Origin of the sequence: Sporosarcina sp. ZBG7A (assembly GCF_000813425.1) — a bacterium.
In the GTDB taxonomy this organism is placed as follows: Bacteria; Bacillota; Bacilli; order Bacillales_A; family Planococcaceae; genus Sporosarcina.
This window is the reverse complement of the sequence record NZ_JWIB01000013.1, coordinates 105,360-131,172: the sequence shown is the minus strand read 5'-3', so window position 1 is coordinate 131,172 and position 25,813 is coordinate 105,360. Positions and strand designations below refer to the sequence as shown.

Sequence of the window (25,813 nt, the reverse complement as noted above, 5' to 3'; positions counted from 1 at the left end):
ATGCCAATTTTAGATGTTAAAGGGTTGACGAAGACGTTTGGAAAGTTTAAGGCGCTTGATGGTGTGGATTTTGAAGTGAAAAAGGGCGAAGTGTTTGGATTCATCGGACCGAATGGAGCCGGGAAGTCTACGACGATTCGGGTATTGCTGGGTCTGTTGAAACGGGATGCAGGGACAGCGACGATTTTCGGGCAGGATGTTTGGTCAGATGCAGTAGAGATTCATCGGAAAATTGCTTATGTCCCGGGGGATGTGAATTTGTGGCCGAATTTGACGGGCGGCGAAGTCATTGACTTGTTTGCTAGTCTACAAGGCGAAGTGAATGGAAAACGCCGTGAAGAGCTGATTGTGAAATTTGACTTGGACACATCTAAAAAGTGTCGGACGTATTCGAAGGGGAATCGGCAGAAGGTTGCGCTTGTTGCTGCATTTGCATCGGATGCGGAGCTGTTCATCCTCGATGAGCCGACGTCGGGATTGGATCCTTTGATGGAACGCGTTTTTCAACAGTGTGTGGAAGAAGTGAAGGAAGCTGGCAAAAGTGTTCTGCTTTCAAGTCACATTCTTTCTGAAGTGGAGAGATTGTGTGATCGAGTCGGAATTATTCGTTCAGGGGTGATGGTGGAAACAGGAACGCTAGCAGAATTGCGTCATTTGACGCGTTTGAACCTTTATGTGGAGTTGAATTCACCTGCTACCGATATTGGTCAGATACCAGGAGTCCATGAGTTGGTGAAAGCTGGAGATGGTTGGAAGTTTCAAGTGGATGGGGATAAACTCGATGCTGTTATGACGTATTTGAGTAAGCACGGAATCCGGAGATTGGAGAGTGCACCACCTACACTCGAGGATTTGTTCATGCAGCATTACGGAGACGTTACTGGAAGAGCCGAAGCAGGTGACTCTTAATGGGACGTTCGATGGCAGGTAACGGTCGACTGACCAGGTTCATCATCCGACGTGATTTCGTCCGATTATTTCTTTGGGTTGTGAGCATTTCCGTTGTGACGCTTGCTGTTCCGCTTTCATTTCAAGAGTTGTATCCGACGCAGGAGCAGCGGAATGTGATGGCTGAAACGATGCGAAATCCTGCGATGACGGCGATGGTCGGACCAGGGAATCTGGAGCATTATACACTCGGTGCTATGACGACGCATCAGATGCTGTTGTTGACGGCTGTTGCCGTTGCATTGATGAATATTCTGCTTGCCGTCCGGTTTACGAGGGCTGAAGAGGAAGCCGGGATGACGGAAATGATTCGATCCCTTTCCATAGGAAGAAGCTCTCCACTTAGTGCCGCAATGACTGTGTTGTTGGGCGTAAATGCAGTCCTCGCAATTGTTCTTTGGATAGGTCTAACGAGTTTGGGAATAGAGGGTATGGGGAGTTCCGGAGCGTTATTATATGGGTTGACTCTTGGTGGAACTGGGCTCTTTTTTGCTGGAGTTGCTGTAGTTTGTGCGCAGTTGGCTGAAAGTGCACGAGGGGCGACGAGTCTTGCGATGATCGTTCTTGTAGGTTCGTATGTGATCCAATCATCAGGGAATGTTACAGAATCAGTAATGATTTGGTTGTCTCCATTCGGTTGGGTAACTTCTGTTCAACCATTTAGTGAGAACAATGGATGGCCGATCGTGTTTCTGGTTGTTAGTGGTGTGGTGTTAGGGAGTATAGCTGGTATTTTGCAAGGTAAACGAGACCTGGGCTCAGGATTCATCCACCAGAAGCCTGGTAGGGCACATGCTTCTGCTTTCCTCAAAACTCCACTTGCGCTCGTGTTGCGGCTGCAACGGACGGGAATTAGCATTTGGGCAATCGGAATGCTCATCCTTGGACTCTCATACGGTTCCGTCCTCGGTGATTTGGAATCGTTTTTCGATGGAAACGAATTACTAGCGAATATGCTTACTGGTAACTCAGATAGACCTGTCGCTGAACAGTTTTTACCCATGCTGATGCTCGTCATGGCATTCATTGCCACCATTCCTGGAATTCTAGCGCTGCACAAATTAGTCGGTGAAGAGAAGAAAGGCCGAGTCGATAGTGTGCTAGGTCGTCGCGTATCGAGGACACAACTAATGGGGGGATATGTATTCGTAGCAGTCATGAATGGAGTTGTGATGAATTCTCTTGCAGCGACTGGGTTGTGGCTAGCGGGCAGGAGTGTTATGGCTGAACCGCTAACGATTGCAACGGTATTCGGGGCGAGCGCTGTCCAACTGCCCGCGATCGCAGTGATGATCGGGGTGAGTTCCTTACTAATCGGTATCGCACCTCGATGGAGCTCACTTGTCTGGCTATATATCGTCTATTCGTTTGTCACGTTGTATCTCGGGAGCTTGTTTCAAGTGCCGGATTGGGCAGCAAGACTCTCCCCATTCGGTTGGGTGTCAGAGTGGCCGAGTGAATCAGTGAATTGGATGGCGGAAGGTGGTTTGTTAGCTATAGCTGCAGTGTTAGTTGTCATTGGATTGTTTGGTTATCGAAGAAGGGATATCTTATAGAGGCGCGTTCTAATGAGACTTAAAGAAAGGCGAGTAGAATTTAAGGATGGAATCATAGAGAAATTATAATTTTAATAAAACCCATTGTGTCATTGATGGTCACGTTTCACTAAATCCTGTATACTGACAGTAGGAAATTAATGGGGTGTGATTAGACATGAAACCATTTGACAAATTCATTCACTATATAACGGATCATACAGATGAACTAGCGGCGACAATCGTTGAGCGGGTTTGCGAAAAGCTGCCAGTTGAGGTTCCACAAGTTGAACAGCAACAGGCATTGCTTATGTACAAGGAACTTTGGCAGTCACTCGGAGAATCGCTACGAAGTGAGCATCTTGAAATTCCCGAAGCACTTATGACATGGAGTCGTAGCAATGCTGCCATGCAGACAAAAAACGGTGGTAAAATATCTGTCATTGTCGATCGATATCCTCCTACACGAATCGTATTCGGAGACGTACTTGTTGAAATGAGTGAAAAGCTGGAGCTCTCTTTAAAAGAGTTTGCCCTTGTTAATAAACAAGTAAATACAATGTTGGATATCAGTCTTAATGAAACCTATTATGCATTTGAGAGGCTTTCTGAACTCTATCGAACAAGTACTCAAAAGGAACTTGCTAGATTATCAGCGCCCATAGTCCCAGTGCAGGATGGCATTGTCATTATACCGTTTATCGGAGAGATCACTGATGATCGAGCGTTTGCTATTATGAATAATGTCTTGCCTAAAGTTGCACAAATGGATGTAGAGCGTACGATTGCCGATTTCTCGGGTCTGGTTACAGTGGATGATCAGGTCGTTCGATCACTTCAGCAAATTGAAGATGCCTTGAGCTTGATGGGTATTGATGTCATTACGACGGGACTTCGACCTGAACTTGCACAGAAGATTGTCAATTCAGGTATGAGTTTTGCAGGAACGAAGTATTATGCGACGGTTAAACAGGCATTGGAAAGCTTGCTGTGACTTTATAGATTTATGAAAATGCGGACTCTATCGTTTTTAGAGTTCGTTAGACTTTAGACAAAAGGGATGGGAATCAATTTGATTTCCATCCCTTTTGTCTTTTGGCATCGTTGACTCTGAAAATGAAGGATAACAGGCCGTTGATCTCCGTTCCGGACGGGCGCTTTCCGGGGGCTTGCCCTCAGCCTCCTCGTCGCTTCGCTACTGCGGGGTCTTCGCGCTGCGCTGATCCCCAGGAGTCGCCGTCCTGCACTTCAATCAACTGAATGTCCTAGGACACATTCACATCATTCAGGCAAAGAATGCAATTGGGGGCTCCATGTCCAGTGGCAAGACTAATTAAATGAAACAGAATACTTGAGACACCGATATGAAATCAAAGAAGTCTATGGAAATGTAAAGAGGCAGTTGAACGTGTCTTTGTCGATGCCAAGGAGAAGAATGGTATGCGAAGGAAAACCCTAAGAGGGATTAGGGTATTAAATGATTGACATTTTATTTAGTACAACAGGATCTATGATAGATCTCCTGAATAGGGAATATAGATCTGCAACCAATGGGTAAATGAAGGAGAAATCAATTGTTGCCTCTAATTTGCAGACCAGATCTGGTCTTGCGGAACTAATTGTTCGATCGTAAGTATTTCCATCTGTTCCCGTTCATAACTTGATTCTTCGTCATCATTTCCATCACCTGATTTGATAATTGAGAGACATTGTTGATTGTAGCGGAGAGCGGCGACTCCTGAGGGATCAGCGAAGCTTGAAGACCCTGGACTGAGCAAAGCGAGGGAAGCGGCTGAGAGCAAGCCCCTCGGAAAGCGTCCGCTCGCAGCGAAAATCGACTTTTCATAGTGAATCCTGTTGTAAAAGAGAAAAGACTATAGGATAACCCCGTGATTTCTGAATTTTGTCTACAGCCTGGAGGACTCTATCGTTTTAGAGTCCGTTTTTTATATGTGAAATTGCGTCACTCTCTTAGGGGGTCAAAAGATATAGAAAAACCAGCCGGATAATAACGGCTGGTTTGCTTTATAGAAATCCGATTCAGGATTGTATGTAGGTGTTTTGTTTGCTGCAAGATAGAAGTCTGTTTTGAACAGTGAGCTCTTCTTCAGTAAGTAGACCAGATTCCCGTAAGTCCTTGAGCCGCTTCAGTTCGCTAGCTAAAAACTCTTGGCGAGAGGGCTGTTGGATACTGTTCGGTTGTGTAAATTGTTTCGTATGTTTTTTTATGAAGACAAGACCTGAATAAAGGGCGAAACAGGTAAGAAGCAAAACGATTCCAATACTTATTGACTTTGTAAATCCCCAAGTGACTAGCAGGACAAAAATACCGATAACAGACCAGCTCATCTAGTTCAACCTCCACTGTATGATAAGACTATCTTATCTAGAAAACGAAAAAAAGTATACAGTACTAAAGAATCATATCTGTTTGTTCTGAAGGTTTTATTCGTCTTTAAAAGGCATCATAGTATTAGGGAATATGCGATGTAATAAGCAGAGGCAATTAAAGGTTGCATTCTAGCAGGAAAGTCCGATTGTCTAGGACTACCAGGATTGTCGAAGTTAATTACTAATAATATACTTATTCGCCAAGTCGCTAAATAAGCTATCGAATGAGAGTGAACCTCCCACCTTTTTGACTACCTTCACTCTCATCTACGCCCATGATGACGAAAATTACACGTCTATTGTTGAATATACCAGTTGATGTAAAATGAGATCCTGCATATTGGGTAAAGCCTGTTTTTAATTCATCGATGTCAGGCAGTATATGAATGATGAGTTAGTGGAATTCTAAAAATGTTATTAAGATAATCATGTCAAATAATTATTCAAATTGTTTTATTTTAGTCGATATAAATAATAACATTTGCAAAGCTGATTACTACAGGGGGAAACGAATTGAAGAGAGAAAAGAAAATCTATCAGAAGTGGGCGTTACTGATCGTTCTGATAATCACTATATCATCCATATCGCCAGTGATGGCGGTGGCGGACGGCTTTCGCGATGTCTCGCCTGCTTACGAAGAATCCGTGAATTACTTAACGAGTAAGAATTATACAAATGGAATTTCGCCGACACTTTTTGGTACGGGGGAACCGATTACTCGAGGAAGCGCAGCCGTTATATTGGCAAACGCATTAGGGTTGCCGATGAAACCATCTGCAATTCGGGAATTTTTTGACGTTCCTGCACGTGCTAATCAGGCAGTGAGTGCTTTGAAACATGCAGGGATTATCCGAGGGAAGAGCGATAATTATTTTGGATTCACCGAGCCTATTAAGCGTGGCGAGATGGCGCTTATGCTAAGTCATGCGCAGGCTTATGCATTGCAAGGAGATGCTTCAAGCGTTTCGTTTCGTGATGTCAACAGTCGTTATATAAATGCGGTTGCGGGATTGGTTTCCAACGGGATAACTAGAGGGAAGTCAGAAACGCAGTTTGGCACAGACGATTTGCTGAAGCGTGGCGAGTTTGCGGTATTCGTGTATCGTGCTGAGATGGACAAAATTACAAAGTCCATGCCTGAGTCTTACAGTCAACTTGCGAGTAAGTTGAAAAGCGGAAACGTGAAGTCCATCAAATTGATCGGCGATAGTATTACCGCTGGTGCTGGAGGAGATGGGTATATGATTCCTTCAGATGGACGCGTGATTTTACAAGATGGGGAATTGACGTATCGGGAATCGTCGCATAAAGCGGATACGTGGGCAAATGGGTTCCGGACTTATGCTACAAAGCAGGAATTTGGATCGGTGGATTTCTTCAATGCAGGAATTAGTGGGAAAACGGCGAAATGGTCGTTGGAGCGGATTGACAAGCTTGTTTCATCCAAAGAAGATGTTGTGTTCGTCATGCTTGGTACGAACGACCGTCTTATTGGAGACCTCAATCAGTATGAGCAAACGATCCGTAAGTTGCTAAGCGAGGTGGACAAGAGATCGGAGCTCATGGTTGTCATGGCGCCACCACCTTCAACAAACGAAATCGCAAATTATCAGTTCTCACCCGACAGTATCAATAACTTGTTGAAACGGCTTAGTAGTGAAAATGGGTATCTGTTTGTGTCGCATTACGATGCTTTGAATGCATATCTAGCTCAGCATCCTGACAAAACATATGAAGATTTGATGGAAACCGATAGTCCACATCCGACGAGCGCCGGGTATGCTGTGATGTGGGAAGCAATACAAGAAAAATTACAATTGAAATGAAGAAAAGGAACCCCCTTCTAGATTTCTTGAAGGGGGTTCCTTGTGCTTAATTCAACAGTGACTTTTTAACAAATCAAGAATTTGTACGAGCGTTTTGCAATTCATTGACAAACGTACGGGTGATGTCACGGGGGCGTGTAATCGCACCGCCGACAACCGCAGCGTATACACCGAGTTCAAACACACGTTTCAGCATGTCGGGTGTCGCGATATTGCCTTCTGCAATCACTGGTGCAGTCACCGCGTTCAACACTTCTTTCAAAAACGCGAAGTCATTGTTATACACTTTCTGCCCAGTAGTATTGGCGGTATAACCATGTAACGTCGTCCCGATATAGTCGAAGCCGAGCTGATCCGCATTAACCGCTTCTTCCACGGTTGCAATGTCTGCCATGAGTTCGACATTTGGTGCAGTCGCGCGTACATAGTCAACTAATTCCTGAAGAGACTCTGCGGGACGCGTTGCGAGAGTGGCGTCCATCGCAATCACTTCGCAACCACTCGCTAGCAATTCATCCACCTCAACACGTGTTGCTGTAATGTAGACGTCCGATTTTGGATAGTTCCGTTTCACAATGCCGATTACAGGCAGTGAAACTTCTTCCTTGATCGCTAAAATATCTTCTTTTGAATTAGCTCGAATCCCTTTTGCCCCACCTTGGAACGCGGCGAGTGCAAGTTTACTCATGATGAAAGACGAGTGTAACGGCTCATCTTCAAGTGCCTGGCAGGAAACGATCAAGTCCGATGGTAAATGCATGAGATTTCCTCCTTATTGCTCTAAAATTTCTTCCACTTCGTTCTTCACGACAGAAACTTGAGGACCATATACGACTTGGACGCCAGTACCGTTCATGATAATGCCTTTGCTGCCTGTCGCTGGGAAAACCTCTTTCTTCACGAGATCAGGATCTTTCACCGTAACCCGTAGCCGCGTCGCGCAATTATCGAGGTCGAGAATGTTATCTTTTCCTCCGAGCGCATCGATGATTGTATGTGAGCGGCTTGCTTGAGGATCGATAGACGATTGGCCATCAGCTGGTTCAACAGCTTTTTCATCTTCACGACCAGGTGTTTTGAAGTTGAACTTGCGAATCATGAACTTGAATGTGAAGTAGTACAGGAAGAACCAAACGATTCCGATTGGAATGACATACATCCAATTTGTCTTGGCCTCACCCTGCAAGACTCCAAAGAGCATGAAGTCGATAAAGCCACCAGAGAATGTCTGGCCGATTGTAATATTGAAGATGTCTGCCAACATAAATGCCAGTCCGTCAAAAACGGCGTGGACCACGTATAGGGCAGGTGCAATGAATAGGAATGAGAACTCAAGTGGTTCTGTAATTCCTGTCAAGAACGACGTTAATGCTGCAGATAGCATGAGACCGCCGACAACCTTTTTGTGTTCTGGCTTAGCTGTGTGATAAATCGCAAGAGCTGCACCGAGAAGACCGAACATCATCGTAATGAAACGACCGGACATGAAGCGGGATGTACCTTCAAAGAATCGTTCCGTAGTCGGATCGCTTAGTTGTGCAAAGAAAATGTTTTGCGTTCCTTGAACAAGTTGACCTCCGATTTCTAGTGAACCGCCCAGGCCTGTTTGCCAAAATGGTAAGTAGAAAATGTGGTGCAATCCGAAAGGTCCGAGCATACGTAGGATGAATCCATACAAGAACGTTCCGATGACGCCTGTCGCATTGACCAAATTACCAGCTTCTGCAATCAGGTTTTGGAACAGTGGCCATACGAGATACAGGATTGCTCCGAGTATGATAGCTGAAAATGCCGTTACAATAGGTATGAAGCGGGAGCCTCCAAAAAATCCTAAATACTGAGGCAACTCGATTTTGTTGAATCGATTATGCAACATGCCGGCCATGATTCCGACAACAATACCACCGAATACGCCCATCTCGAGCGTTTGAATGCCTAGCGCCGTTCCTTGTCCGACAGCAGATAGATTGTCGACAGCGAGTGAATCGGTAATGATCAAGATTGCGTTAATGGTCGCGTTCATGACTAAGTAACCGACAAGTGCTGCGAGTGCTGCTGTCCCTTTATCGGATCGGGCAAGACCAATTGCAATCCCGACCGCAAAGATGATAGGGAGATTGGCGAATACAATACTTCCCGCACTGCTCATTATAGTAAATAGTGCTTGTAAGAAGTTCTGATCTAAAATCGGATAAGAACTGATTGTATTTGGATTGGATAATGCGCCCCCGATTCCGAGCAGCAAACCAGCAGCAGGTAAGATCGCGATTGGCAACATGAAGGATTTACCGAACTGTTGCGCTTTACCGAAAAAGTTTTTCATTAAAACTATACCTCCTGGAAATATTTTTTAATAGAATAGCAAACGCTTTCACTATTGTCAATGTCTGATTCTGTATTTTCAAAGTGGTGTTGGCAATTTTAGGATATGCTATGATGATAGAAAGACCAAGATGTGAAAGGATTTGGACCATGGATTTTAAAAATCGACTGCAAAAGCACAATGCAGAGTTCACCGAGAACGATCGTAAAATCGCAGAACATTTGCTAGGTGAAAAAAATATCGCACAAAAATCGATTACTGATCTGGCTGAAGAAATCGATGTGTCGCCTTCTAGTATCACCCGTTTTTGCAAAAAAATTCGGTTTGCGAGCTTCCAACAAATGAAGTACGCGTTGCTTGCAACACGCACCGAAAAACATGCCAAGGACGAAGAAGTGGAACGCGTAGCAAATTATTATATGTCCATTATTGCGTCTACTCAACAATTCATGGACACAGAACAAACGGAGCGTATTGCGAATGATCTAATCAGTGCAAAGCGGGTCCTGTTTTGTGGTATTGGGAACTCAGGGTTAATTGCCCAAGAATTCAATAGCCGAATTGAGCGGATGGGGATTGACTCGACAGCAATCACCGATGCACATGGGATGGTTATGAAAAGTACGTTATTACATGAAGAGGACGTTTTTATGTGTTTTTCCTATACGGGTAAAACGAAAAGCGTGTTGGACGCTACGCGGCAGGCAAAAAGTAGTGGAGCACGGGTCATTGTCATTACAACAAATCATGCCGAAGAGTTGACAGCGCTTGCTGATGAAGTTGTGCTCGTTTCGAATCATGTATATGTTGATGATGAAAAGTTCATCAATACACAAATCTCCAGTTTGTTTTACTTGGATGTCCTGACCTATCGGCTGCTCGGAGACGCACAGTTAATGGAGCAACGTAATAAGACGCTGGAAGCGCTAAAACGTTTTGGATAAATGAACCGATAATGCTGTCAAACCCAAGTCCTTATAATTAGGAACTTGGGTTTTTACTTGGGGGAATAATCTGCATAATACCTTTTCTAGTGTGCAGGGGTTTGAAATTATTCATAAGGGGTAAAAACGTTAAGCATATAAAATTGAGCAATACAGTGAGGATGGTATTTTTGAAACAAGTAACATCAGTTTTCTGGTATGCACTTGCGGGGTGCTTGGCACTCGTAGCGTGGGGTGTGATTTCACCGGAAACATTAGAAAACAGTACGACTACTATAACTTCAGGCATTTCCACCCTCTTCGGATGGTATTATTTATGGCTTGTCGCAGCAATCGTATTATTTTGTCTCTACTTAATATTTTCCAAGTTGGGGCATATCAAACTTGGAAGTCCGGATTCAAAGCCTGAATTCAGTCTGCTTTCTTGGTTTGCGATGCTGTTCAGTGCAGGAATGGGGATCGGCGTCGTCTTTTGGTCGGCTGCTGAACCGGTAACATACGCTTTCAAATCTGCTCCTGTCGCAGAGATTGGAACAGATGTGGCGATTAAAGATTCGTTAAAATACACATTTTTACATTGGGGAGTCAGTGCGTGGGGGATATACGCGATCGTCGGACTCACCCTCGCTTACTTTAAATTCCACAAGAACTATCCAGGATTGATCAGTTCCACTTTGATTCCACTATTTGGAGAAAAAATAATGACTGGCGTCTTTGGAAAGATTATTGACGTTTTGGCCGTACTAGCAACGGTCATCGGTGTAGCGGCTTCACTCGGATTTGGATCCGCTCAAATCAATGGAGGATTCCACTATCTTTTCAATACACCAGACGAGTTTTGGATGCAGCTATTAATCCTCGCTGTGACGACAGTGCTGTTCATGATTTCCGCATGGTCGGGGATCGGAAGAGGAATCAAATACTTGAGTAACATTAATATGGGACTTGCTCTTACCCTCTTTTTACTACTCTTCGTCACAGGTCCAACCCTCTATATTCTCAACATGTTTACAAATGCGTTTGGCGGTTACGTGACAGATATCGTGGAAATGAGCTTCCGATCTGCACCTCAAAACGCCAGTAGCCGTGAATGGATCAACAACTGGACATTATTCTATTGGGCTTTCTGGATTTCGTGGTCCCCATTTGTCGGAGCATTCATTGCACGAATTTCAAAAGGCCGTACTGTGAAAGAGTTCTTGCTGGGTGTCCTTCTAGTTCCATCTTTCGTCTGTTTCATCTTCTTCTCCATTTTCGGGGCGTCTGCCCTCAATGTAGAAAACTTAGGATTGGCGACGTTATCTGATATGCCGATTGAAACGATGACATTTGGCATGCTCGAGCAGTATCCGCTCGGGTTCATCATGTCCTTACTGATGATTGTTGTCATTGCCATTTTCTTCATTACATCAGCAGATTCTGCGACATTTGTGCTCGGCATGTTTACGACAAATGGGCTGTCCAACCCTGCTCAGTCTGTCAAAATGTCTTGGGGGCTTATCCAAGCAGCGGTGGCAGCGATCGTCGTGTACTTTGGCGGCACCCAAGGACTGCAAAATACAGTCATTATTTCAGCATTGCCATTTTCGTTCATCATCATTTTAATGGCAGTGTCGTTTTATAAGTCTGCAAGTGAAGAAGTCAGGAAGAAAGAATCGACTGTAAAGTAGGAAAGAGGAAGTATCCATTCCCCATTTGCCGAGAGTTGGCAAGTGGGGTTTTTTCGTTGTAACGGAGTGCGTTCTCAAGGAGAGCACGAGAGGCCATTTAAACTCCTATAGTGAAGCGAAACTCGATATAATGAATTTTCATTCAAGAACAAGTATTGTTAGATTCGTTTAAATAGATAAAAATTACGGATTGACTGGCTTTAGATACTGTAGTAACGTAAATAAAATCAATTGCTAGCTTGATTGAAAAGTATATTCCGATAACTATTTATGCATACGTATACATATGTTAGGAGAATGGTCATATGCGTGTTGTTACACAAGTGCCTGCTTAGCAATTAAATAGAATGCGTCGGGGGGAAGAATGGATGTCCGAGAAGTCAGTGAGTACGAAGAAGAAGTGGAAAATGGAAGCACCACATCCATTCGTTATTTTATTTACAGTTATCATCATCATGGCAATCGCGACGTATCTCATCCCTGCGGGGGAATATGATCGTGCGGAAAGTGATGATGGCACCTCGTATGTAGTGGATGGGTCCTATCATCGAATTGACGCAGAGCCAGCAGGGATTTTGCCTGTGTTTGAAGCAGTACATAAGGGGATGGTGCAAAGTGCGCCAATCATTTTTTTCATTTTCATAGTAGGTGGCGCGTTTAACGTCTTCCGGGAATCGAATGCAATTGAAGGGGCATTTGGAAGCATATCGTCTAAACTGGAAGGGAAAGAGATGTATCTGATCCCAATTGTGATGCTATTCTTCGGACTAGCTGGAGCGACAATAGGGATGTTTGAAGAGTCGTTGCCGTTCATCCTCATTATGATTCCACTTGCGATTATGATGGGATTTGACTCAATCGTGGGAACGGGTATGGTATTAGTAGGGGTTGCGTCAGGTTTTACGGCTGCCTTTATGAATCCTTTTACGGTTGGTGTGGCTCAAGGGATTGCTGAAGTTCCAATTTTCTCAGGAATGGGACTGCGCGTTGTTTTTTGGCTGATTTATATGCTGGTTGCGATTCTCTATGTCGTTCGTTATGCACGTAAAGTACGTAAAAATCCTGAAGCGAGCCTCGTGTATGAAGAGGATAAAAAGCGTAACATCCGAATTGACTTGGTCAAAGAACATACGTTGACAGGGAAGCAGATTACGACACTTATTATATTGGTCGCAACGCTGATTGGTCTTGGATTCGGGGTTATCAAGTTCGAGTGGTACATTACCGAAATTTCTGCACTGTTTCTAATTCTGGCGATTATCATCGGCCTCGTGAATGGCAAGGGCATCAATGGCACGGCGGTTTCGTTTGTCAAAGGATGCGAGGAATTGGTGGTCGGAGCATTGGTCGTTGGATTTGCCTACGGAGCATTGGTCATTTTGCAAGATAGCAACACGATTGATACGATTCTATATGGTATCACGACGCTAGTTTCACATTTGCCATCAAGTTTAGGTGCGATTGGCATGTACGTTATGCAATGCTTACTCAATATTGTTGTGACATCAGGTAGCGGTCAAGCTGCACTCAGTATGCCAATCATGACGCCACTATCCGACCTATTAGGTGTGAGTCGACAAACGGCTGTACTCGCTTTCCAAATGGGTGACGGTTTGACGAACATTATTACTCCGACAAGTGGTTTACTGCTTGCGGCGCTTGCGATGGCCAAGATTTCATTTGCTAAATGGTTTAAGTGGGTTTGGCCATTGATTTTAATCCAATTGGTACTTGGAGCTATATTTGTAACGATTGCGCACGTGTTTGTCTGGACTGCGTAACAACTAAGGAGGAATTATTTTGTTAACTCAATTATTCGAACGTTTAGATGAATTATATCCTGAACAAGTCTCGATTCGCCGCGAGTTACATCAACATCCGGAACTCTCGAACGAAGAGGTGGAAACACCGAAAATGATCGCAGAATACCTTCGGAAACTCGGTATCGATGTGCGCGAAGGAGTCGGCGGTCGTGGTGTGGTTGGAACGTTAGTTGGCGGAAAACCAGGTAGAACGATAGCGTTACGTGCTGATTTTGATGCATTGCCAATCCAAGATGAAAAAGAAGTGGCGTACAAATCGAAGGTTCCTGGCGTGATGCATGCGTGTGGACATGATTTACATACGGCTTCGTTACTCGGTGTTGCGAAGGTGCTGTCTGAAGTACGGGAACAAATCCCGGGTACAGTGATTTTTGTTCATCAGTTCGCAGAAGAAACGACACCAGGTGGAGCGGATTTAATGGTCAAAGATGGCTGTTTGGATGGCGTTGACGTCATTTACGGCGCACATGTCATGTCGACTGAACCTGTTGGAACGGTGCAAGTGATGGAAGGTTATTCGTCTTCAGCGCAAGATGATTTTACAATTGAAGTGATCGGAAAAGGCGGTCACGGTGCGTCTCCCCATGAAACAGTTGACGCACTTGTTACAGCGAGTCAGCTAGTTGTTAATTTGCAGCAAATTGTAAGTCGTCGAGTTAGTCCGCAACAAGCAGCTGCCGTGACAGTCGGTTCGTTGCATAGTGGCGAAGGACATAATGTCATTCCGAACCAAGCAATCATTAAAGGAACCGTCCGAACGTATAACGAAGAAGTCCGTGAAATGATTGAAGGCGCGTTGAAGCAAATCGTGAAATCGACGTGTGAAGCTGCTGGAGCAGAGTATAAGTTAGAATATATTAGTGATTGCCCATCAATTTGGAATGATCCTGAAGAGACCGCGCGAGTGAAAGACGTCGCAACGAAGATTTTCAGCGATGAAAAAGTGAGTTACGGTGAACCGATGATGGGAAGTGAAGACTTTGCCTACTATCAGAAAGCAGTGAAGGGTTCGTTCTTCATTGCGGGCGGAAGAAATCCTGAAATTCAAGCTGTCTATCCACATCATCACCCTATGTTCGATGTAGATGAACGTTCAATGGAATATATCGGCAAGACGTTCATTGGTCTAGTATTTGAAGACGTGTTGAATGAACAATCATAAGTGAACGCCACAAAAGCTCGTACCCTTGTCAATGAAAGGGGTACGAGCTTTTTGTCTGCGGGGTGCAGCGTTAAAATAGGATTTCGACTAAACCAATCGCGATGAGCAATCCACCTGCAATTCCAGCTGGATACTTGCCAATCCACGTACGCGCAAGAAGTGATCCGAATCGATGGCTTGCGCCAATTGTGATGAATGAAAAGAAACCAACCGAGGAAATCGTCCCAAGCATGGAGCTGCCACTAACGCCCATTCCGAATCCCGCCGCCAAACAATTTGCCGACAACAAAAAGCCAAGTGGGAGCGCTTCGCGAATGGAAATAATCCGGTCACCGTCGATATCCGCGACAGTGGGATTTTCAAATGGATTCGGTTGTACAGGTTTTGGCTGGAGCAACATCCAAATACCGATACTACTTAGCAACAACCCACCTATGAGATCAGCAGTCCAGACTGAAATATAGGTCGACAACCTGTCACCCGTGACCATTGCAAAATACGTAATAATCATCGACACGAGCGCAATGGTGACATTCGATCGAAGGGGGATCTTCGTTTTTTGAACTCCATAAGCCAATCCAATCCCTAAATTATCTAAGTTGGCAGCGATGCCAAGGAAAAGTATCATAATCCACTGCATAGTCCTTGCCTCCTCGGTGTACCCTGCAGTATATGCAGCTTGGCTTGCGAGGAAGGGGCGTCTGCATTAGATGGCGGGGCAATTCATATGGTTGAATTGTGTCTCGTTGCCGATAAATTCACTCATGTTGCCGATTGTTCGCATGATAATGCCGATTCCAGTGTCCATATAGCCGATTCTTCCCGTCAAAGTTCCGATAAGTGGCAGCATCTTTCCGATTCAACTTCATAGCGAGATAGCCCATCCCTCAACAAGCGAAGCGCTACCAATTAATCCCTAAAAGCAGTTGAATTGTGTCTCGTTGCCGATAAATTCACTCATGTTGCCGATTGTTCGCATGATAATGCCGATTCCAGTGTCCATATTGCTGATTCTTCCCGTCAAAGTACCGATAAGTGGCAGCATCTTTCCGATTCAACTTCACAGCGGGGGAGCCCATCCTTCAACAAGCGAAGCGCTACCAATTAGTCCCTTAATGCACTTGAATTGTGTGCGTTTATCGAGAAATTCTGCTAAGTGTCGGAGAAATGTTCGTGTGTGATTGAGAAACTCAGTTGAGTGAAGGAGAAATCCCTCGCAATGTCGGACAACCGCCGAGATGTGTCGGAGAACTCACAAGCAGACGAATTTAATTGATTACTCAAAAAATCTACAAACTAGTTAAGGAAAACCATTGCCCCAACCAAACCTACTATGCTATTCTATAAATGTGTAATCGGTTACACATGGAAATGAAATTCCTGTCTACTACTACTTGAAAACAGGTGATGAATTGAAGAAACGTATTGTCGTTGTCGGCAGTTTAAATATGGATATTATTATTTCAACAGATCGTTTACCCAAAATTGGAGAAACAATTTTAGGCAATGAAGTTAACTACCTACCCGGTGGCAAAGGCGCCAATCAAGCCGTTAGCATTGCACGCCTAGGTGGCGATGTGACGATGATTGGGGCAGTTGGCCAAGACGAATTCGGCAAAAGCCTATTAGAACAAATGGATCAAAACCAAGTGAACACCGCGTTCATCGACCAAGTCGAAGACGTCAAAACTGGTATCGCGGACATTTTTCACGTCAATCATGATAACTGTATCGTTGTTGTCCCTGGTGCCAACTTCACATTGACTCCAGAGAAAATCACTCCAGAAATGGAGCAACTAATCGCTCAATCGGACGTGTTGTTAACGCAACTCGAAATCCCTCTTGAAACGGTTCAGAAAGTTTTAGAAATCGCCAACAAACATAATGTCAAAACAATTCTGAACCCAGCACCTGCACAAACACTACCTGCAGAATTGCTGCACCTCGTCGATTATTTGACACCGAATGAAACGGAATTTGCGTTACTTGCTGAGCATACGTTCACAACAAATGACGAACTCGCAAAACTCATGGAAGAGTGGGAAGCTACGTATAACCAAACTCTAATCGTCACACTCGGCGAGCAGGGAAGTGCGTATCTAAAAGAAAGCAAACTTGTCATCACGCCCGCTGAAAAAGTGGAAGTCGTCGATACGACAGGCGCTGGAGATTCATTTAACGGAGCTCTTGCAGTCGGTATTGCGGAAGAAAAATCGCTTCCTGAAATGATCGCATTTGCAACAAAAGTCGCTGCTCGCGCCGTAACAAAATTCGGTGCGCAAGACGGTATGCCACACGTCGCTGACTTGGATTAATTCACACTAAAAGGAGACGATACGATGGAAACGATTTCTGTCCAATGGATCGAAGAACGCCTCGACGGGTATCTCCGAGACACTTATAAACACCTACACATGCACCCTGAATTGAGTAAAGAAGAAACGAATACTCAAATCTTCATTCAACAAGAATTAGATCGCATCGGCATCACACACAGAGCGATGGCGAAAACAGGAGTATGCGCGGAAATTACTGGAGCGCAGCCTGGAAAGACAATTTTAATGCGGTGTGATATCGATGCATTACCAATTGAAGAAGATACAGCACTTGACTATAGCTCGAAAAATAAAGGCGTGATGCATGCGTGTGGACACGATGCCCACACAACAATCGGTCTTGCCATTTTAACAATCCTCAAAGAGCGCAAAGACGAGTGGAACGGAACGGTTAAAATCATGTTCCAACCAACGGAAGAAGCGCAACCGGGTGGGGCGCAACCGATGATCGATGAGGGAATTCTCGAGAATCCTAAAGTCGACGCGGCGATTTGTTTACATACGAATCCATTCCTTGAGCCGGGCGTCTTCGAGATGAAACCTGGATACATGCTTGCGAACACGGATCGCGTGTACATTACGCTAATTGGTAAAGGCGGGCACGCTGCAGCACCACAACAAGGAATTGACGCAATTGCGATGGCAGGTCAATTTGTTACAGGTGTGCAAAATATCGTGTCACGTCAAACATCTCCGCTCGATAACGGGGTCATCACGTTCGGAACAATTAACGGGGGTACGACTTCAAATGTACTTTGCGGTCGCGTAGAAATCTCGGGAACAGTTCGTACCATTAAAACCGAAACTCAAGATAAAATCGCATCCCAACTTGAGGTGTTGCTCCGTTCGATCACGGAATTCTGGGGTGGATCGTATGAATACAACTACAGCAAAGGCTATCCAGCGAGCTGGAATGATCCTGAACTGACGGGTGTATTAACGAAATCGGTCACTTCAACATTTGGAGAACAGTCTGTCGTTGTTAACGAACACCCATATATGAGTGGCGACGATTTCTCGGTTGTAGCAAGTGAAGTACCGTCCGTCTTCATGTATTGGGGAACGGGTTCATCTGAAAAAGAGAACTTCCCTTGGCATAACGCAAAGTATCATGTGAATTTAGATGCGTTGAAGTATGGCGTGGCGACAGGCTTACACTGCATTACAGAATTACTAGAATCGGAAAAGGTGGGACAAGCATGAAAAAAGTGATCATTGACGTAGATACTGGAATTGACGATGCAATCGGGATTTTGCTTGCAGAAAAAAGTGGAATGGCGGACATCCTCGGCATTACGACGGTGAACGGGAATACCTCTCTTCAGCAAGCGACTATCAACACACGTAAAGTTACGACACTCCTAGGCCGCGATGACTTGAAAGTGGTCCAAGGTGCAAATCGTCCACTATTGCGCGAACCGTTCTTTGAAGTGAGTGTACACGGAAACGACGGAATCGGTGGCGCGTTAAAAGACATGGAAGTGGAAATCCGCGATGAAGGTTTTGCACCGGATTTCATCATCGAACAAGCCAAGAAATATCCAGGTGAAATCACTGTGATTTTGCTTGCACCACTGACAAACATGGCCCTTGCACTTCGTAAAGAGCCACGTCTAAAAGAATGGTTGAAAGAACTTGTCATCATGGGCGGAGCTGTCGACCATCCAGGTAATATCACAGCAACTGCAGAGTACAACATTTACATCGATCCAGAAGCTGCGAAAATCGTCTTCCACTCTGGAATTCCGATTACGTTAGTTGGACTTGATGTGACAGCGGGGACATTGCTGACGAAAAAAGACGTCGAAGCGATTCAACCAGGGCCTGCACGTGACTTCGTTGAGGAGTCTACAGTTCATTACATGAATCACTACCTTAAGAGAAACGGTAAGGAAGCGTGCTCGATGCATGACCCATTAGCGGTTGGCGTTGCGCTTGATCGTACATTAGTGAAAACTGAGAAATACTTCGTGGATGTTGAAACGAAGAGTGAACTATGTGATGGACAAACGGTTTGTGACTTCAAAAATTATTACAAAAAGGAACCGAATGTGGACGTTTGTTTAGAAGTGGATGAAGCGCGATTCATCCAAACACTTGTCGATACATTGAGTAAGTAACAGCTTATTGGAGTCTGACATTGGTTTGTCAGACTTTTTTCATTCAATTTTTCAACAGAAAGCAGGAGGTTCTATGTCGCGTTTATCCGCACCCGCCTTTTCAGTTGCTGGTGTGCAGTGGCTCTTTTTTATGGTTGTCAATACAGTGGTCGTCCCGCTTTCAATCGGTACCGCATTTGGTCTGACAGAAGCGGAAACAGCTGGACTAATCCGTACCTCATTCGTCACGATAGGTGTGATGAGTCTATTACAAGCGATGATTGGTCACCGTTATCCGCTACTCGAAGGTCATGGTGGAATTTGGTGGGGACTTGTCTTAAGCTTGTGTGCGTCTGCTCCTGCAATGGGACTCAGCTACGTAGAACTAGGCGGAAGTTTGGCAGTCGGGATGCTACTTGCAGGCGTAGTGACAATCCTTCTTGGAGCAATTGGATTTATAGAAATATTACAGAAAATATTTAATCCCGTAGTTCTAGTGATTTACTTGTTCCTGCTGTCTGTCCAGCTCATCTTGTACTTCTTTAAAGGGATGATGGGAATTGGAGAGGGTGGCGCCATCAATTTACCTGTCGCCGCTCTGTCGGTTGTAATCGTCATGGTGGTGCTTGTCATGTCGCTGAAAGGAAAGGGAAGCATCGCCAATTTTTCGATACTTTTCGGAATGCTAGGCGGATGGATCGCGTACGTGTTGCTCTTTGGGAGTGAATCCCCATCGACTAGTGGCGGTGTGATTTTTCAACTGCTACCACTTGGTGGATTAAAACTGCATGTCGGAATTGTCGTCACTGCTTTCATCGCAGGGCTCATTAACATGGCAAACTCCCTTGTCGCGATTTCGACAGTGGAGGAACTGTATGACAACAAAACGTCAACTGGTCGTTACAAAGCTTCTTATTATGTGACAGGAGCGGGTACGATTGTTGCTGGTTTGTTTGGATTAATTCCACTAGGTCCTTATTCGTCCTCTATCGGATTTTTGCAAAGTACAAAGATTCTGCAGAAAGGGCCATTCATCCTCGGAAGTATCCTGTTTGTCGTTCTCGGACTCGTGCCTGCACTCGGTGGCTTTTTCTCTACGATGCCTGCACCAATAGGGGACGCGGTATTGTTTGTCGCATACCTACAGCTATTCAGTACGGCAATAAGGAATATCCGTAAGCTCCAGATCGAAACGGTCTCGCTATATAGGCTTACAATTCCAATGTTAGTTGGCCTTAGTCTATTAAATGCGCCGCCTGAAACGTTCAGTTCGTTTCCGGTCATGCTGCAACCGCTGATCAGTAACGGCTTGCTAGTCGGTGTACTACTGTCCGTCATCATGGAATTCATAGCCCGGAACAAGAAAAAGGAGCTCTCCGTTTAATGGGGAGCTCCTTTTTCTTGTCAGTTCATTGTCGATTGTTTGGCATGGAGAGTAACTGGAAAAACCTGATCGGTCATGATGTCACTTTCTTTTCTGATCAATCCGATCAAGGAGTCCATGGCTGTTTTACCTAGTTTGTAAATAGGCTGTGCAATTGTCGAAAGCTCTGGATTCAACATCTCCAGTCCAATTCCGTCAAATCCGATCACTTTCACGTCTTGAGGTACCTTATGGTCAGTTTCTTGCAACGCTTTCAGCGCTCCAGCCGCCATTAAATCATTACTGGCAAACACTCCATCTAAATTCGGATGCAGCGCAAGTAAGTCCATCATGGCAGTGTAGCCGCCTTTTACCGTGAAATCGCTATAGCCGATTAAGCTTGGTGTGAACCAATCTGTTCCTCTGCAAGCATGCTCAAAGCCTGCGGTCCGATCACGCGAAGAAGTGATCGATAATGGGCCGCAAATGTGGGCGATCTTTGAGCATCCCTGTTCCAATAAATGCTGGACTGCCAGTTCGCCACCTTGTCGATTTTCAACGGTGAGCGAGACGATGGAATCGCTGGAGAAAACGTTATCCATGAGGACTACAGGGATGGATTGTTTCTGCAAGCCTGTTAAGTGCTCGGGCTTGATCGTATAGGAAGAAATGATGATCCCATCGACTTGCTTCTGGATGAGTGTATCAATGTATTTTTGTTCTTTAGCGGAGTCGTTATCCGTATTACATAACATGACGGTGTAACCATATTCGTTTGCCGCATCTTCAATTGAACGGGCAAGTTCAGGGAAGAAAGGATTTAGAATATCAGGAACCATCAACCCAATCGTAGCGGTTTTCATGCCTGCGAGACTTCTCGCGATATTATTCGGACGGTAGTTAAGCTTTTCAATAACTTCAGCGATAGTCTCTGCTGCTTCTTTGCTGACATAGCCATTCTTGTTTAAATAGCGAGAAACGGTTGCTACAGAAACACCTGCTAATTTGCTGACATCTTTAATTGTGGGCATCTGATTCTCTCCTATTATGTGAACGTTTACATAAATATACCAATAATTGCGAAACAGTTCAAGGTGCGTTAAATAGTATGTCACAATTTGTTATTGACGCTCCTAATGAACCTGTGGTAAATTATATGAAACCGATTACACACCGTATCACAATCCATTTATAAGAGGAGACACTAATGAATATCCTAACTGGCTTACTTGGATGCCTCGTCATCCTTTTCGTTGCTTTTTTGCTCTCAGACAACAAACGCAAAATCAATTACCGCGTTGTAGTAATTGGGGTTGCCATGCAAATCTTCTTTGGTTATCTCGTTCTGAAATCTTCCGGAGGACGAGCAGTAATTGAAAAGTTTTCTGGCGGTATCCAAAATGTTATCCATTATGGAAACGAAGGACTCGCTTTCGTATTTGGAAGTCTAGCGGATTCATCAGCGCCTACGGGGTTCATTTTCGGGATCCGAGTTGCAGCTATGGCGATTTTCGTCACTGCGCTTATCTCTCTTTTGTACCATTTTGGCATTATGCAATTCTTCGTCCGAATCGTAGGTGGAGGATTGGCGAAAATTCTAGGCACAAGTAAGCCGGAATCGCTTACCGCAGCCTCTAATATCTTCTTGGGACTTCAAGAAGCTCCGGTTATTATTAAGCCGTACATTAAAACACTAACACGTTCAGAATTGTTCGCAGTTATGGTTGGGGGACTAGCTTCGGTTGCGGGAGGAACGATGCTTGCATATGCAGCACTTGGAATCCCAATTAACTACTTGCTATCTGCAAGTTTCATGGCAGCTCCAGCAGGACTCGTGTTCGCAAAAATTTTAATACCTGAAACAGAAGTTCCTAAAAACGTAGTTGACGACGAGCCGAAAGAATTGATCGGCGAAGGCGGAGTGAAGCCGGGCGCAATCGACGCAGTCACTAAGGGTGCAGCTGAAGGTTTGAAAATGGCGGGACTTATTATCGCTATGCTCATCGCGTTCATCTCACTTCTTGCAATGGCTAACGGAATTCTTGGAGGCATCGGTGGCTGGTTCGGATATCCGAACATTTCACTTCAGCAAATCTTCGGTTACATATTCTCACCACTTGCGTTCGCAATGGGTGTTCCTTGGTCAGAAGCGTTGACTGCAGGTAACTTGCTTGGTCAAAAAGTAATTTTGAACGAGATGGTTGCGTTCACATCATTCCAACCAATGATTGAAGCGTTGTCGGATAAAACCGTCGCAATTCTCACGTTCTCTTTATGTGGTTTTGCCAACATCGGATCGCTTGGAATTCTGATCGCCAGCATGACAGCATTCGCTGAAAACCAACGTGCAGTTGTTGCGAAACTCGGCTTCAAAGCAGTAATCGCAGGTACGCTCGCAAACCTTATGAGCGGTACAATCGCTGGTATGTTTATGTAAATGAATTATGAAAAAGCACTCGCAACCGCGGGTGCTTTTTTGTGTTGAATTGTGCCTCGATGCCGATTAATTCACCCATCTTGCCGATTCAAGCAATGAACTTGCCGATACTTCGCTCGATAATGCCGATAATCCACTCCATATTGCCGATTCCGTAAAGTCGGCGTGCATAGCCCTACTAAAAGAAGCGAAGCACTACCAATTAGTTCCTTAAAGCAGTTGAATTGTTCCGCGATGCCGATTAATTCACCCATCTTTCCGATTCTTTGATCGTAAGTGCCGATTCAAGCCGTGAACTTGCCGATACTTCGCTCGATAATGCCGATAATCCACTCCATATTGCCGATTCCTAAAGCCAGCGTGCATAGCCCTACTAAAAGAAGCGAAGCACTACCAAATAGTCCCTTAAAGCAGTTGAATTGTGCCTCGATGCCGATTAATTCATCCATCTTGCCGATTCTTTCCTCGTAAGTGCCGATTCAAGCCATGACTCTGCCGATACTTCGCTCGATAATGCCGGTAATCCACTCCATATTGCCGATTCTGTAAAGCCAGCGTGCATAGCCTTACTAAAAGAAGCGAAGCGCTACCAATTAGTTCCTTAAAGCAGTTGAATTGTTCCGCGATGCCGATTAATTCACCCATCTTTCCGATTCTTTGATCGTAAGTGCCGATTCAAGCCATGACTCTGCTGATACTTGGCTCGATAATGCCGATAATCCACTCCATATTGCCGATTCCGTAAAGTCAGCGTGCACGAGCTCATCCCTCAACGCGCGAAGCGGCACCAATCAATTACTTAACTCACTTGAACTATGCCTTATGATCAAAAATGTAACTACTCTGCATAAATGAATATCAGCCTGTTGACGCAAGTGACTAAAAGGTGTAATAATACACTTAATGATTCAATTCGGAAGGAGAGCATTCAATGAATTTGGTGAGATCGTTAATTATATTGGTCCCATTGGGGATTTTAACTTTTTTTGCCGTAGGAATTGCTATGCTGCAAGGAGATTTTCATTATATCCCACTGATCATCGTCATACCGACAATATTGTTTTTGTTAGCGACGCTACTAATTTACAATTTTTTTAAAACAAAACGGAGAATTGTCCTATTTAGTATTTTGACAGGTGTGTCCCTCATTGTGTCCGCGATTTTTCCAATATTTAAAGCGTTCAATTAATCCATTCCAATAGTGGAAAAGTAATGATGCAATAATAAACTCCAACAACGATAAAAATTTCATTTTAAAGGAGGGGATTTCAGTGGCGGCTTTATTATCAGCAATGCTTCTTGTTGTACTCTTAGTTCTAACTTTTATTGCCTTCATCATTGCGATGATGAATGGAACGGCTTATCACATTCCTTTTATTATTGTATTTCCAACAGTTTTATATTTGGCCTTCTCCTTATCCTTATATAGATTCTTCAATACGCGAAAGAGGATCTTGACCTTCATCGGAATTGCCAGTATTGCGCTGGCGATTACAGGATACGTTCCACTTCGGGAAGCATACACTGAAAGCATTCCGACAGTGAACGAAGAAGTAAATCCAACGTTTTACCAGCCATTTAGAGAGGATTCTAAACTTGCTCAACTTGGAACACCTGCATCGTTGAAACTTCAAGAGTCTTTGCCGAAACTGGATGGGGAGACTTGGCTATATCCCATGTATGCAGCTTTTGTCGAAGCTGTTTATCCTGAAGGGGACTATCCTTCGTATATGAAAGATGGTCTCGTAATGGGGGATGGTGGAGGCTATTCATTTACGCATTTGATCGAAGGTAAGGCGGATATGATTTTTACTACTGCACCTATGAAATGGCACTATAACAAAGCAAAAAAAGCAGGGCTTGAACTGACAGTGACACCTATTGGCAAAGAAGCATTCGTATTTTTTGTAAATGAGAAAAATCCGGTGCAGAACATGACGACTCAGCAAATCCGAGAAATCTATGCTGGGACTACCGAAAACTGGGATGAAGTAGGTGGAAAGGACATGCCGATCATCGCATATCAGCGGAAAGAGAGCAGTAGGGGACAGAAGGCGTTAGAACAATTTATGGAAGACACACCGCTGACGAAGCCCGCGACCGAGGCCGAGTTTAGAGAGGGGTACGGAAACGTTAAGCAGCGTGCAGAGTATCGGAATTATAAAAATGCAATTGGATTTTCACACCGATTCACAACGTTAGAATTAATGGAAAAGCATAAAATCAAGCTGCTGAATATAGATGGTGTGGCACCCACAAACGACTCGATCCGCTCAGGTGAATATCCACTAGTACGTGAGTTTTATATCGTTACAGCAGGCACGGATAATCCAAAAGTACAGCAGTTCATCGACTGGATTGTATCAGAAGAAGGGCAACAGTTAATGGAGAAATCTGGCTATGTTTCGCTACAAAAAGGGAACTAAGGAACGAAACCCCATGACCCGCACAATGTCAATGTGCCTTTTGAGTATCTAGGGAAACGATTATGAACCTGTCAAAAAAGGAGTTGCTATCCAATGAAAAAGTCAACGCTCATACTCTCCCTTCTATTATTTGCAAGCACCGTATCTGTCTTGTATTTGGCCGTCGACCGCTATAGCACCCGGGCGCAATCGCCTAACTTTGAGGACCAAGTGATTTTAGGGGAAATGACCATGATGGTGCTGGGGAATAAACAGTATCAGGACATCGCATCCAAAGAAACTGTCTACGCCATCAAACAGGGAGTAAACCGATTTAATGGAGTGGACCCGACATCCATGGATAACTATGAAGTGATTGTCGTAACCAAAAAGCAATCCTATATATTTACATGTGTGGATCGAGCTTGTACGGATGTATCCAATAAAAGTTGGAATTATTCCAGATACATAGAGAATGATTCAGTATTGCCGTTAGACATAGCTGAATGAACCGTGCATCAAATTGGAAAAACGAAACTAGTAATTTTAC

The 25,813-nt window shown here is 44.5% G+C and carries 25 protein-coding genes and 2 pseudogenes; 15 read left to right on the top strand and 12 right to left on the bottom strand.

Annotated elements, in window-relative coordinates; all coding sequences use genetic code 11:
* From RL70_RS05725 to RL70_RS05715, 3 genes are all read left to right on the top strand, one after another.
* Entirely contained in the window at window positions 1-909 is a 909-nt protein-coding gene (locus tag RL70_RS05725; RefSeq protein ID WP_039042462.1) for an ABC transporter ATP-binding protein, read from the top strand.
* On the top strand, window positions 909-2,504 hold the full coding sequence (locus RL70_RS05720) for an ABC transporter permease (protein WP_039042461.1): 1,596 nt from the start codon (window positions 909-911) through the stop codon (window positions 2,502-2,504). Before RL70_RS05725 ends, RL70_RS05720 begins: the two co-directional genes overlap by 1 nt.
* Window positions 2,505-2,661: 157 nt before the next feature.
* Window positions 2,662-3,477, top strand: coding sequence for an STAS domain-containing protein (locus tag RL70_RS05715; RefSeq protein ID WP_039042460.1), 816 nt, complete (start codon window positions 2,662-2,664; stop codon window positions 3,475-3,477).
* A gap of 482 nt (window positions 3,478-3,959) precedes the next feature.
* Here the strand turns inward: RL70_RS05715 and RL70_RS17475 are convergent.
* The 3 genes and pseudogenes from RL70_RS17475 to RL70_RS18360 all read right to left on the bottom strand — a co-directional run.
* Window positions 3,960-4,161, bottom strand: a pseudogene (locus RL70_RS17475) (IS5/IS1182 family transposase); the annotation flags it as partial.
* 362 nt (window positions 4,162-4,523) lie between these two features.
* Complete coding sequence (locus RL70_RS05710; RefSeq protein ID WP_039042459.1) at window positions 4,524-4,832, bottom strand: SHOCT domain-containing protein; 309 nt, start codon at window positions 4,830-4,832, stop codon at window positions 4,524-4,526.
* 259 nt (window positions 4,833-5,091) lie between these two features.
* Entirely contained in the window at window positions 5,092-5,244 is a 153-nt protein-coding gene (locus RL70_RS18360; RefSeq protein ID WP_369795200.1) for a hypothetical protein, read from the bottom strand.
* Window positions 5,245-5,387: 143 nt separating this feature from the next.
* On the opposite strand from RL70_RS18360, the gene RL70_RS05705 reads away from it, so the two are divergent.
* A complete protein-coding gene (locus RL70_RS05705) occupies window positions 5,388-6,701 on the top strand; it encodes an S-layer homology domain-containing protein (RefSeq protein WP_039042458.1) in 1,314 nt (437 codons plus the stop codon).
* Window positions 6,702-6,774: 73 nt separating this feature from the next.
* On the opposite strand, the gene RL70_RS05700 is transcribed toward RL70_RS05705, so the two are convergent.
* Complete coding sequence (locus RL70_RS05700) at window positions 6,775-7,461, bottom strand: N-acetylmannosamine-6-phosphate 2-epimerase (protein ID WP_039042457.1); 687 nt, start codon at window positions 7,459-7,461, stop codon at window positions 6,775-6,777.
* Window positions 7,462-7,473: 12 nt separating this feature from the next.
* Window positions 7,474-9,024 carry a maltose/glucose-specific PTS transporter subunit IIC gene (locus RL70_RS05695; protein ID WP_039042456.1) on the bottom strand — a complete coding sequence of 517 codons (1,551 nt, stop codon included), beginning with the start codon at window positions 9,022-9,024 and terminating at the stop codon, window positions 7,474-7,476.
* Window positions 9,025-9,173: 149 nt separating this feature from the next.
* On the opposite strand from RL70_RS05695, the gene RL70_RS05690 reads away from it, so the two are divergent.
* The 4 genes from RL70_RS05690 to RL70_RS05675 all read left to right on the top strand — a co-directional run bounded on the left by RL70_RS05690 (window position 9,174) and on the right by RL70_RS05675 (window position 14,623).
* The gene (locus RL70_RS05690) at window positions 9,174-9,968 is read left to right on the top strand and encodes a MurR/RpiR family transcriptional regulator (protein WP_039042455.1); all 795 of its coding nucleotides are present in this window, start codon (window positions 9,174-9,176) and stop codon (window positions 9,966-9,968) included.
* 170 nt (window positions 9,969-10,138) lie between these two features.
* Entirely contained in the window at window positions 10,139-11,638 is a 1,500-nt protein-coding gene (locus RL70_RS05685) for a BCCT family transporter (RefSeq protein WP_039042454.1), read from the top strand.
* Between the two features lie 368 nt (window positions 11,639-12,006).
* A complete protein-coding gene (locus RL70_RS05680; RefSeq protein ID WP_039042453.1) occupies window positions 12,007-13,419 on the top strand; it encodes a YfcC family protein in 1,413 nt (470 codons plus the stop codon).
* 19 nt (window positions 13,420-13,438) lie between these two features.
* A complete protein-coding gene (locus RL70_RS05675; RefSeq protein WP_039042452.1) occupies window positions 13,439-14,623 on the top strand; it encodes an amidohydrolase in 1,185 nt (394 codons plus the stop codon).
* Window positions 14,624-14,693: 70 nt separating this feature from the next.
* Here the strand turns inward: RL70_RS05675 and RL70_RS05670 are convergent.
* Both RL70_RS05670 and RL70_RS17790 read right to left on the bottom strand, forming a co-directional pair.
* Window positions 14,694-15,269 (bottom strand): annotated as a pseudogene (locus tag RL70_RS05670) (manganese efflux pump); the annotation flags it as partial.
* A 60-nt stretch (window positions 15,270-15,329) separates the two neighbouring features.
* Entirely contained in the window at window positions 15,330-15,473 is a 144-nt protein-coding gene (locus tag RL70_RS17790) for a hypothetical protein (RefSeq protein ID WP_156137913.1), read from the bottom strand.
* 562 nt (window positions 15,474-16,035) lie between these two features.
* On the opposite strand from RL70_RS17790, the gene rbsK reads away from it, so the two are divergent.
* The 4 genes from rbsK to RL70_RS05650 all read left to right on the top strand — a co-directional run bounded on the left by rbsK (window position 16,036) and on the right by RL70_RS05650 (window position 20,442).
* On the top strand, window positions 16,036-16,938 hold the full coding sequence (gene rbsK / locus RL70_RS05665) for a ribokinase (RefSeq protein ID WP_082003337.1): 903 nt from the start codon (window positions 16,036-16,038) through the stop codon (window positions 16,936-16,938).
* Between the two features lie 24 nt (window positions 16,939-16,962).
* Window positions 16,963-18,162: a M20 family metallopeptidase gene (locus tag RL70_RS05660; RefSeq protein ID WP_039042450.1), complete on the top strand. Its 1,200-nt coding sequence runs from the start codon at window positions 16,963-16,965 to the stop codon at window positions 18,160-18,162.
* The gene (locus RL70_RS05655; protein ID WP_039042449.1) at window positions 18,159-19,079 is read left to right on the top strand and encodes a nucleoside hydrolase; all 921 of its coding nucleotides are present in this window, start codon (window positions 18,159-18,161) and stop codon (window positions 19,077-19,079) included. Before RL70_RS05660 ends, RL70_RS05655 begins: the two co-directional genes overlap by 4 nt.
* A 73-nt stretch (window positions 19,080-19,152) precedes the next feature.
* Window positions 19,153-20,442 carry a uracil/xanthine transporter gene (locus RL70_RS05650; RefSeq protein ID WP_039042448.1) on the top strand — a complete coding sequence of 430 codons (1,290 nt, stop codon included), beginning with the start codon at window positions 19,153-19,155 and terminating at the stop codon, window positions 20,440-20,442.
* Window positions 20,443-20,462: 20 nt separating this feature from the next.
* Here RL70_RS05650 and RL70_RS05645 read toward each other — a convergent pair whose 3' ends face one another.
* Window positions 20,463-21,452: a LacI family DNA-binding transcriptional regulator gene (locus RL70_RS05645; protein ID WP_039042447.1), complete on the bottom strand. Its 990-nt coding sequence runs from the start codon at window positions 21,450-21,452 to the stop codon at window positions 20,463-20,465.
* Between the two features lie 176 nt (window positions 21,453-21,628).
* On the opposite strand from RL70_RS05645, the gene RL70_RS05640 reads away from it, so the two are divergent.
* Entirely contained in the window at window positions 21,629-22,858 is a 1,230-nt protein-coding gene (locus RL70_RS05640) for a NupC/NupG family nucleoside CNT transporter (protein WP_039042446.1), read from the top strand.
* A 71-nt stretch (window positions 22,859-22,929) separates the two neighbouring features.
* Here the strand turns inward: RL70_RS05640 and RL70_RS17785 are convergent, their stop codons facing one another.
* The 4 genes from RL70_RS17785 to RL70_RS18280 are packed head-to-tail and all read right to left on the bottom strand — an operon-like array spanning window position 22,930 to window position 23,616.
* The gene (locus RL70_RS17785) at window positions 22,930-23,112 is read right to left on the bottom strand and encodes a hypothetical protein (protein WP_156137912.1); all 183 of its coding nucleotides are present in this window, start codon (window positions 23,110-23,112) and stop codon (window positions 22,930-22,932) included.
* Between the two features lie 30 nt (window positions 23,113-23,142).
* Window positions 23,143-23,307: a hypothetical protein gene (locus tag RL70_RS17780; protein ID WP_156137911.1), complete on the bottom strand. Its 165-nt coding sequence runs from the start codon at window positions 23,305-23,307 to the stop codon at window positions 23,143-23,145.
* A complete protein-coding gene (locus RL70_RS17775; RefSeq protein WP_156137910.1) occupies window positions 23,300-23,503 on the bottom strand; it encodes a hypothetical protein in 204 nt (67 codons plus the stop codon). Before RL70_RS17775 ends, RL70_RS17780 begins: the two co-directional genes overlap by 8 nt.
* Window positions 23,491-23,616 carry a hypothetical protein gene (locus RL70_RS18280; RefSeq protein ID WP_255352961.1) on the bottom strand — a complete coding sequence of 42 codons (126 nt, stop codon included), beginning with the start codon at window positions 23,614-23,616 and terminating at the stop codon, window positions 23,491-23,493. Before RL70_RS18280 ends, RL70_RS17775 begins: the two co-directional genes overlap by 13 nt.
* A gap of 513 nt (window positions 23,617-24,129) precedes the next feature.
* Here RL70_RS18280 and RL70_RS05630 point away from each other — a divergent pair.
* Window positions 24,130-25,284: a substrate-binding domain-containing protein gene (locus RL70_RS05630; protein WP_052245795.1), complete on the top strand. Its 1,155-nt coding sequence runs from the start codon at window positions 24,130-24,132 to the stop codon at window positions 25,282-25,284.
* 93 nt (window positions 25,285-25,377) lie between these two features.
* Window positions 25,378-25,773: a hypothetical protein gene (locus RL70_RS05625; protein ID WP_039042443.1), complete on the top strand. Its 396-nt coding sequence runs from the start codon at window positions 25,378-25,380 to the stop codon at window positions 25,771-25,773.
* Window positions 25,774-25,813: the final 40 nt, after the last annotated feature.

Bases quoted from the DNA above. Each gene is read 5' to 3' on its own strand.
- RL70_RS05690 (WP_039042455.1), top strand. From the start codon at position 9,174: ATGGATTTTAAAAATCGACTGCAAAAGCACAATGCAGAGTTCACCGAG.
- RL70_RS05625 (WP_039042443.1), top strand. From the start codon at position 25,378: ATGAAAAAGTCAACGCTCATACTCTCCCTTCTATTATTTGCAAGCACC.
- RL70_RS17775 (WP_156137910.1), bottom strand. From the start codon at position 23,503: ATGGGTGAATTAATCGGCATCGCGGAACAATTCAACTGCTTTAAGGAA.
- RL70_RS05645 (WP_039042447.1), bottom strand. From the start codon at position 21,452: ATGCCCACAATTAAAGATGTCAGCAAATTAGCAGGTGTTTCTGTAGCA.
- RL70_RS05700 (WP_039042457.1), bottom strand. From the start codon at position 7,461: ATGCATTTACCATCGGACTTGATCGTTTCCTGCCAGGCACTTGAAGAT.
- RL70_RS05695 (WP_039042456.1), bottom strand. From the start codon at position 9,024: ATGAAAAACTTTTTCGGTAAAGCGCAACAGTTCGGTAAATCCTTCATG.
- RL70_RS05710 (WP_039042459.1), bottom strand. From the start codon at position 4,832: ATGAGCTGGTCTGTTATCGGTATTTTTGTCCTGCTAGTCACTTGGGGA.
- RL70_RS05650 (WP_039042448.1), top strand. From the start codon at position 19,153: ATGTCGCGTTTATCCGCACCCGCCTTTTCAGTTGCTGGTGTGCAGTGG.
- RL70_RS05640 (WP_039042446.1), top strand. From the start codon at position 21,629: ATGAATATCCTAACTGGCTTACTTGGATGCCTCGTCATCCTTTTCGTT.
- RL70_RS05725 (WP_039042462.1), top strand. From the start codon at position 1: ATGCCAATTTTAGATGTTAAAGGGTTGACGAAGACGTTTGGAAAGTTT.
- RL70_RS05715 (WP_039042460.1), top strand. From the start codon at position 2,662: ATGAAACCATTTGACAAATTCATTCACTATATAACGGATCATACAGAT.
- RL70_RS05720 (WP_039042461.1), top strand. From the start codon at position 909: ATGGGACGTTCGATGGCAGGTAACGGTCGACTGACCAGGTTCATCATC.
- RL70_RS17785 (WP_156137912.1), bottom strand. From the start codon at position 23,112: ATGGGTGAATTAATCGGCATCGCGGAACAATTCAACTGCTTTAAGGAA.
- RL70_RS17790 (WP_156137913.1), bottom strand. From the start codon at position 15,473: ATGCTGCCACTTATCGGAACTTTGACGGGAAGAATCGGCTATATGGAC.
- RL70_RS05660 (WP_039042450.1), top strand. From the start codon at position 16,963: ATGGAAACGATTTCTGTCCAATGGATCGAAGAACGCCTCGACGGGTAT.
- RL70_RS17780 (WP_156137911.1), bottom strand. From the start codon at position 23,307: ATGGATGAATTAATCGGCATCGAGGCACAATTCAACTGCTTTAAGGGA.
- RL70_RS05655 (WP_039042449.1), top strand. From the start codon at position 18,159: ATGAAAAAAGTGATCATTGACGTAGATACTGGAATTGACGATGCAATC.
- RL70_RS05680 (WP_039042453.1), top strand. From the start codon at position 12,007: ATGTCCGAGAAGTCAGTGAGTACGAAGAAGAAGTGGAAAATGGAAGCA.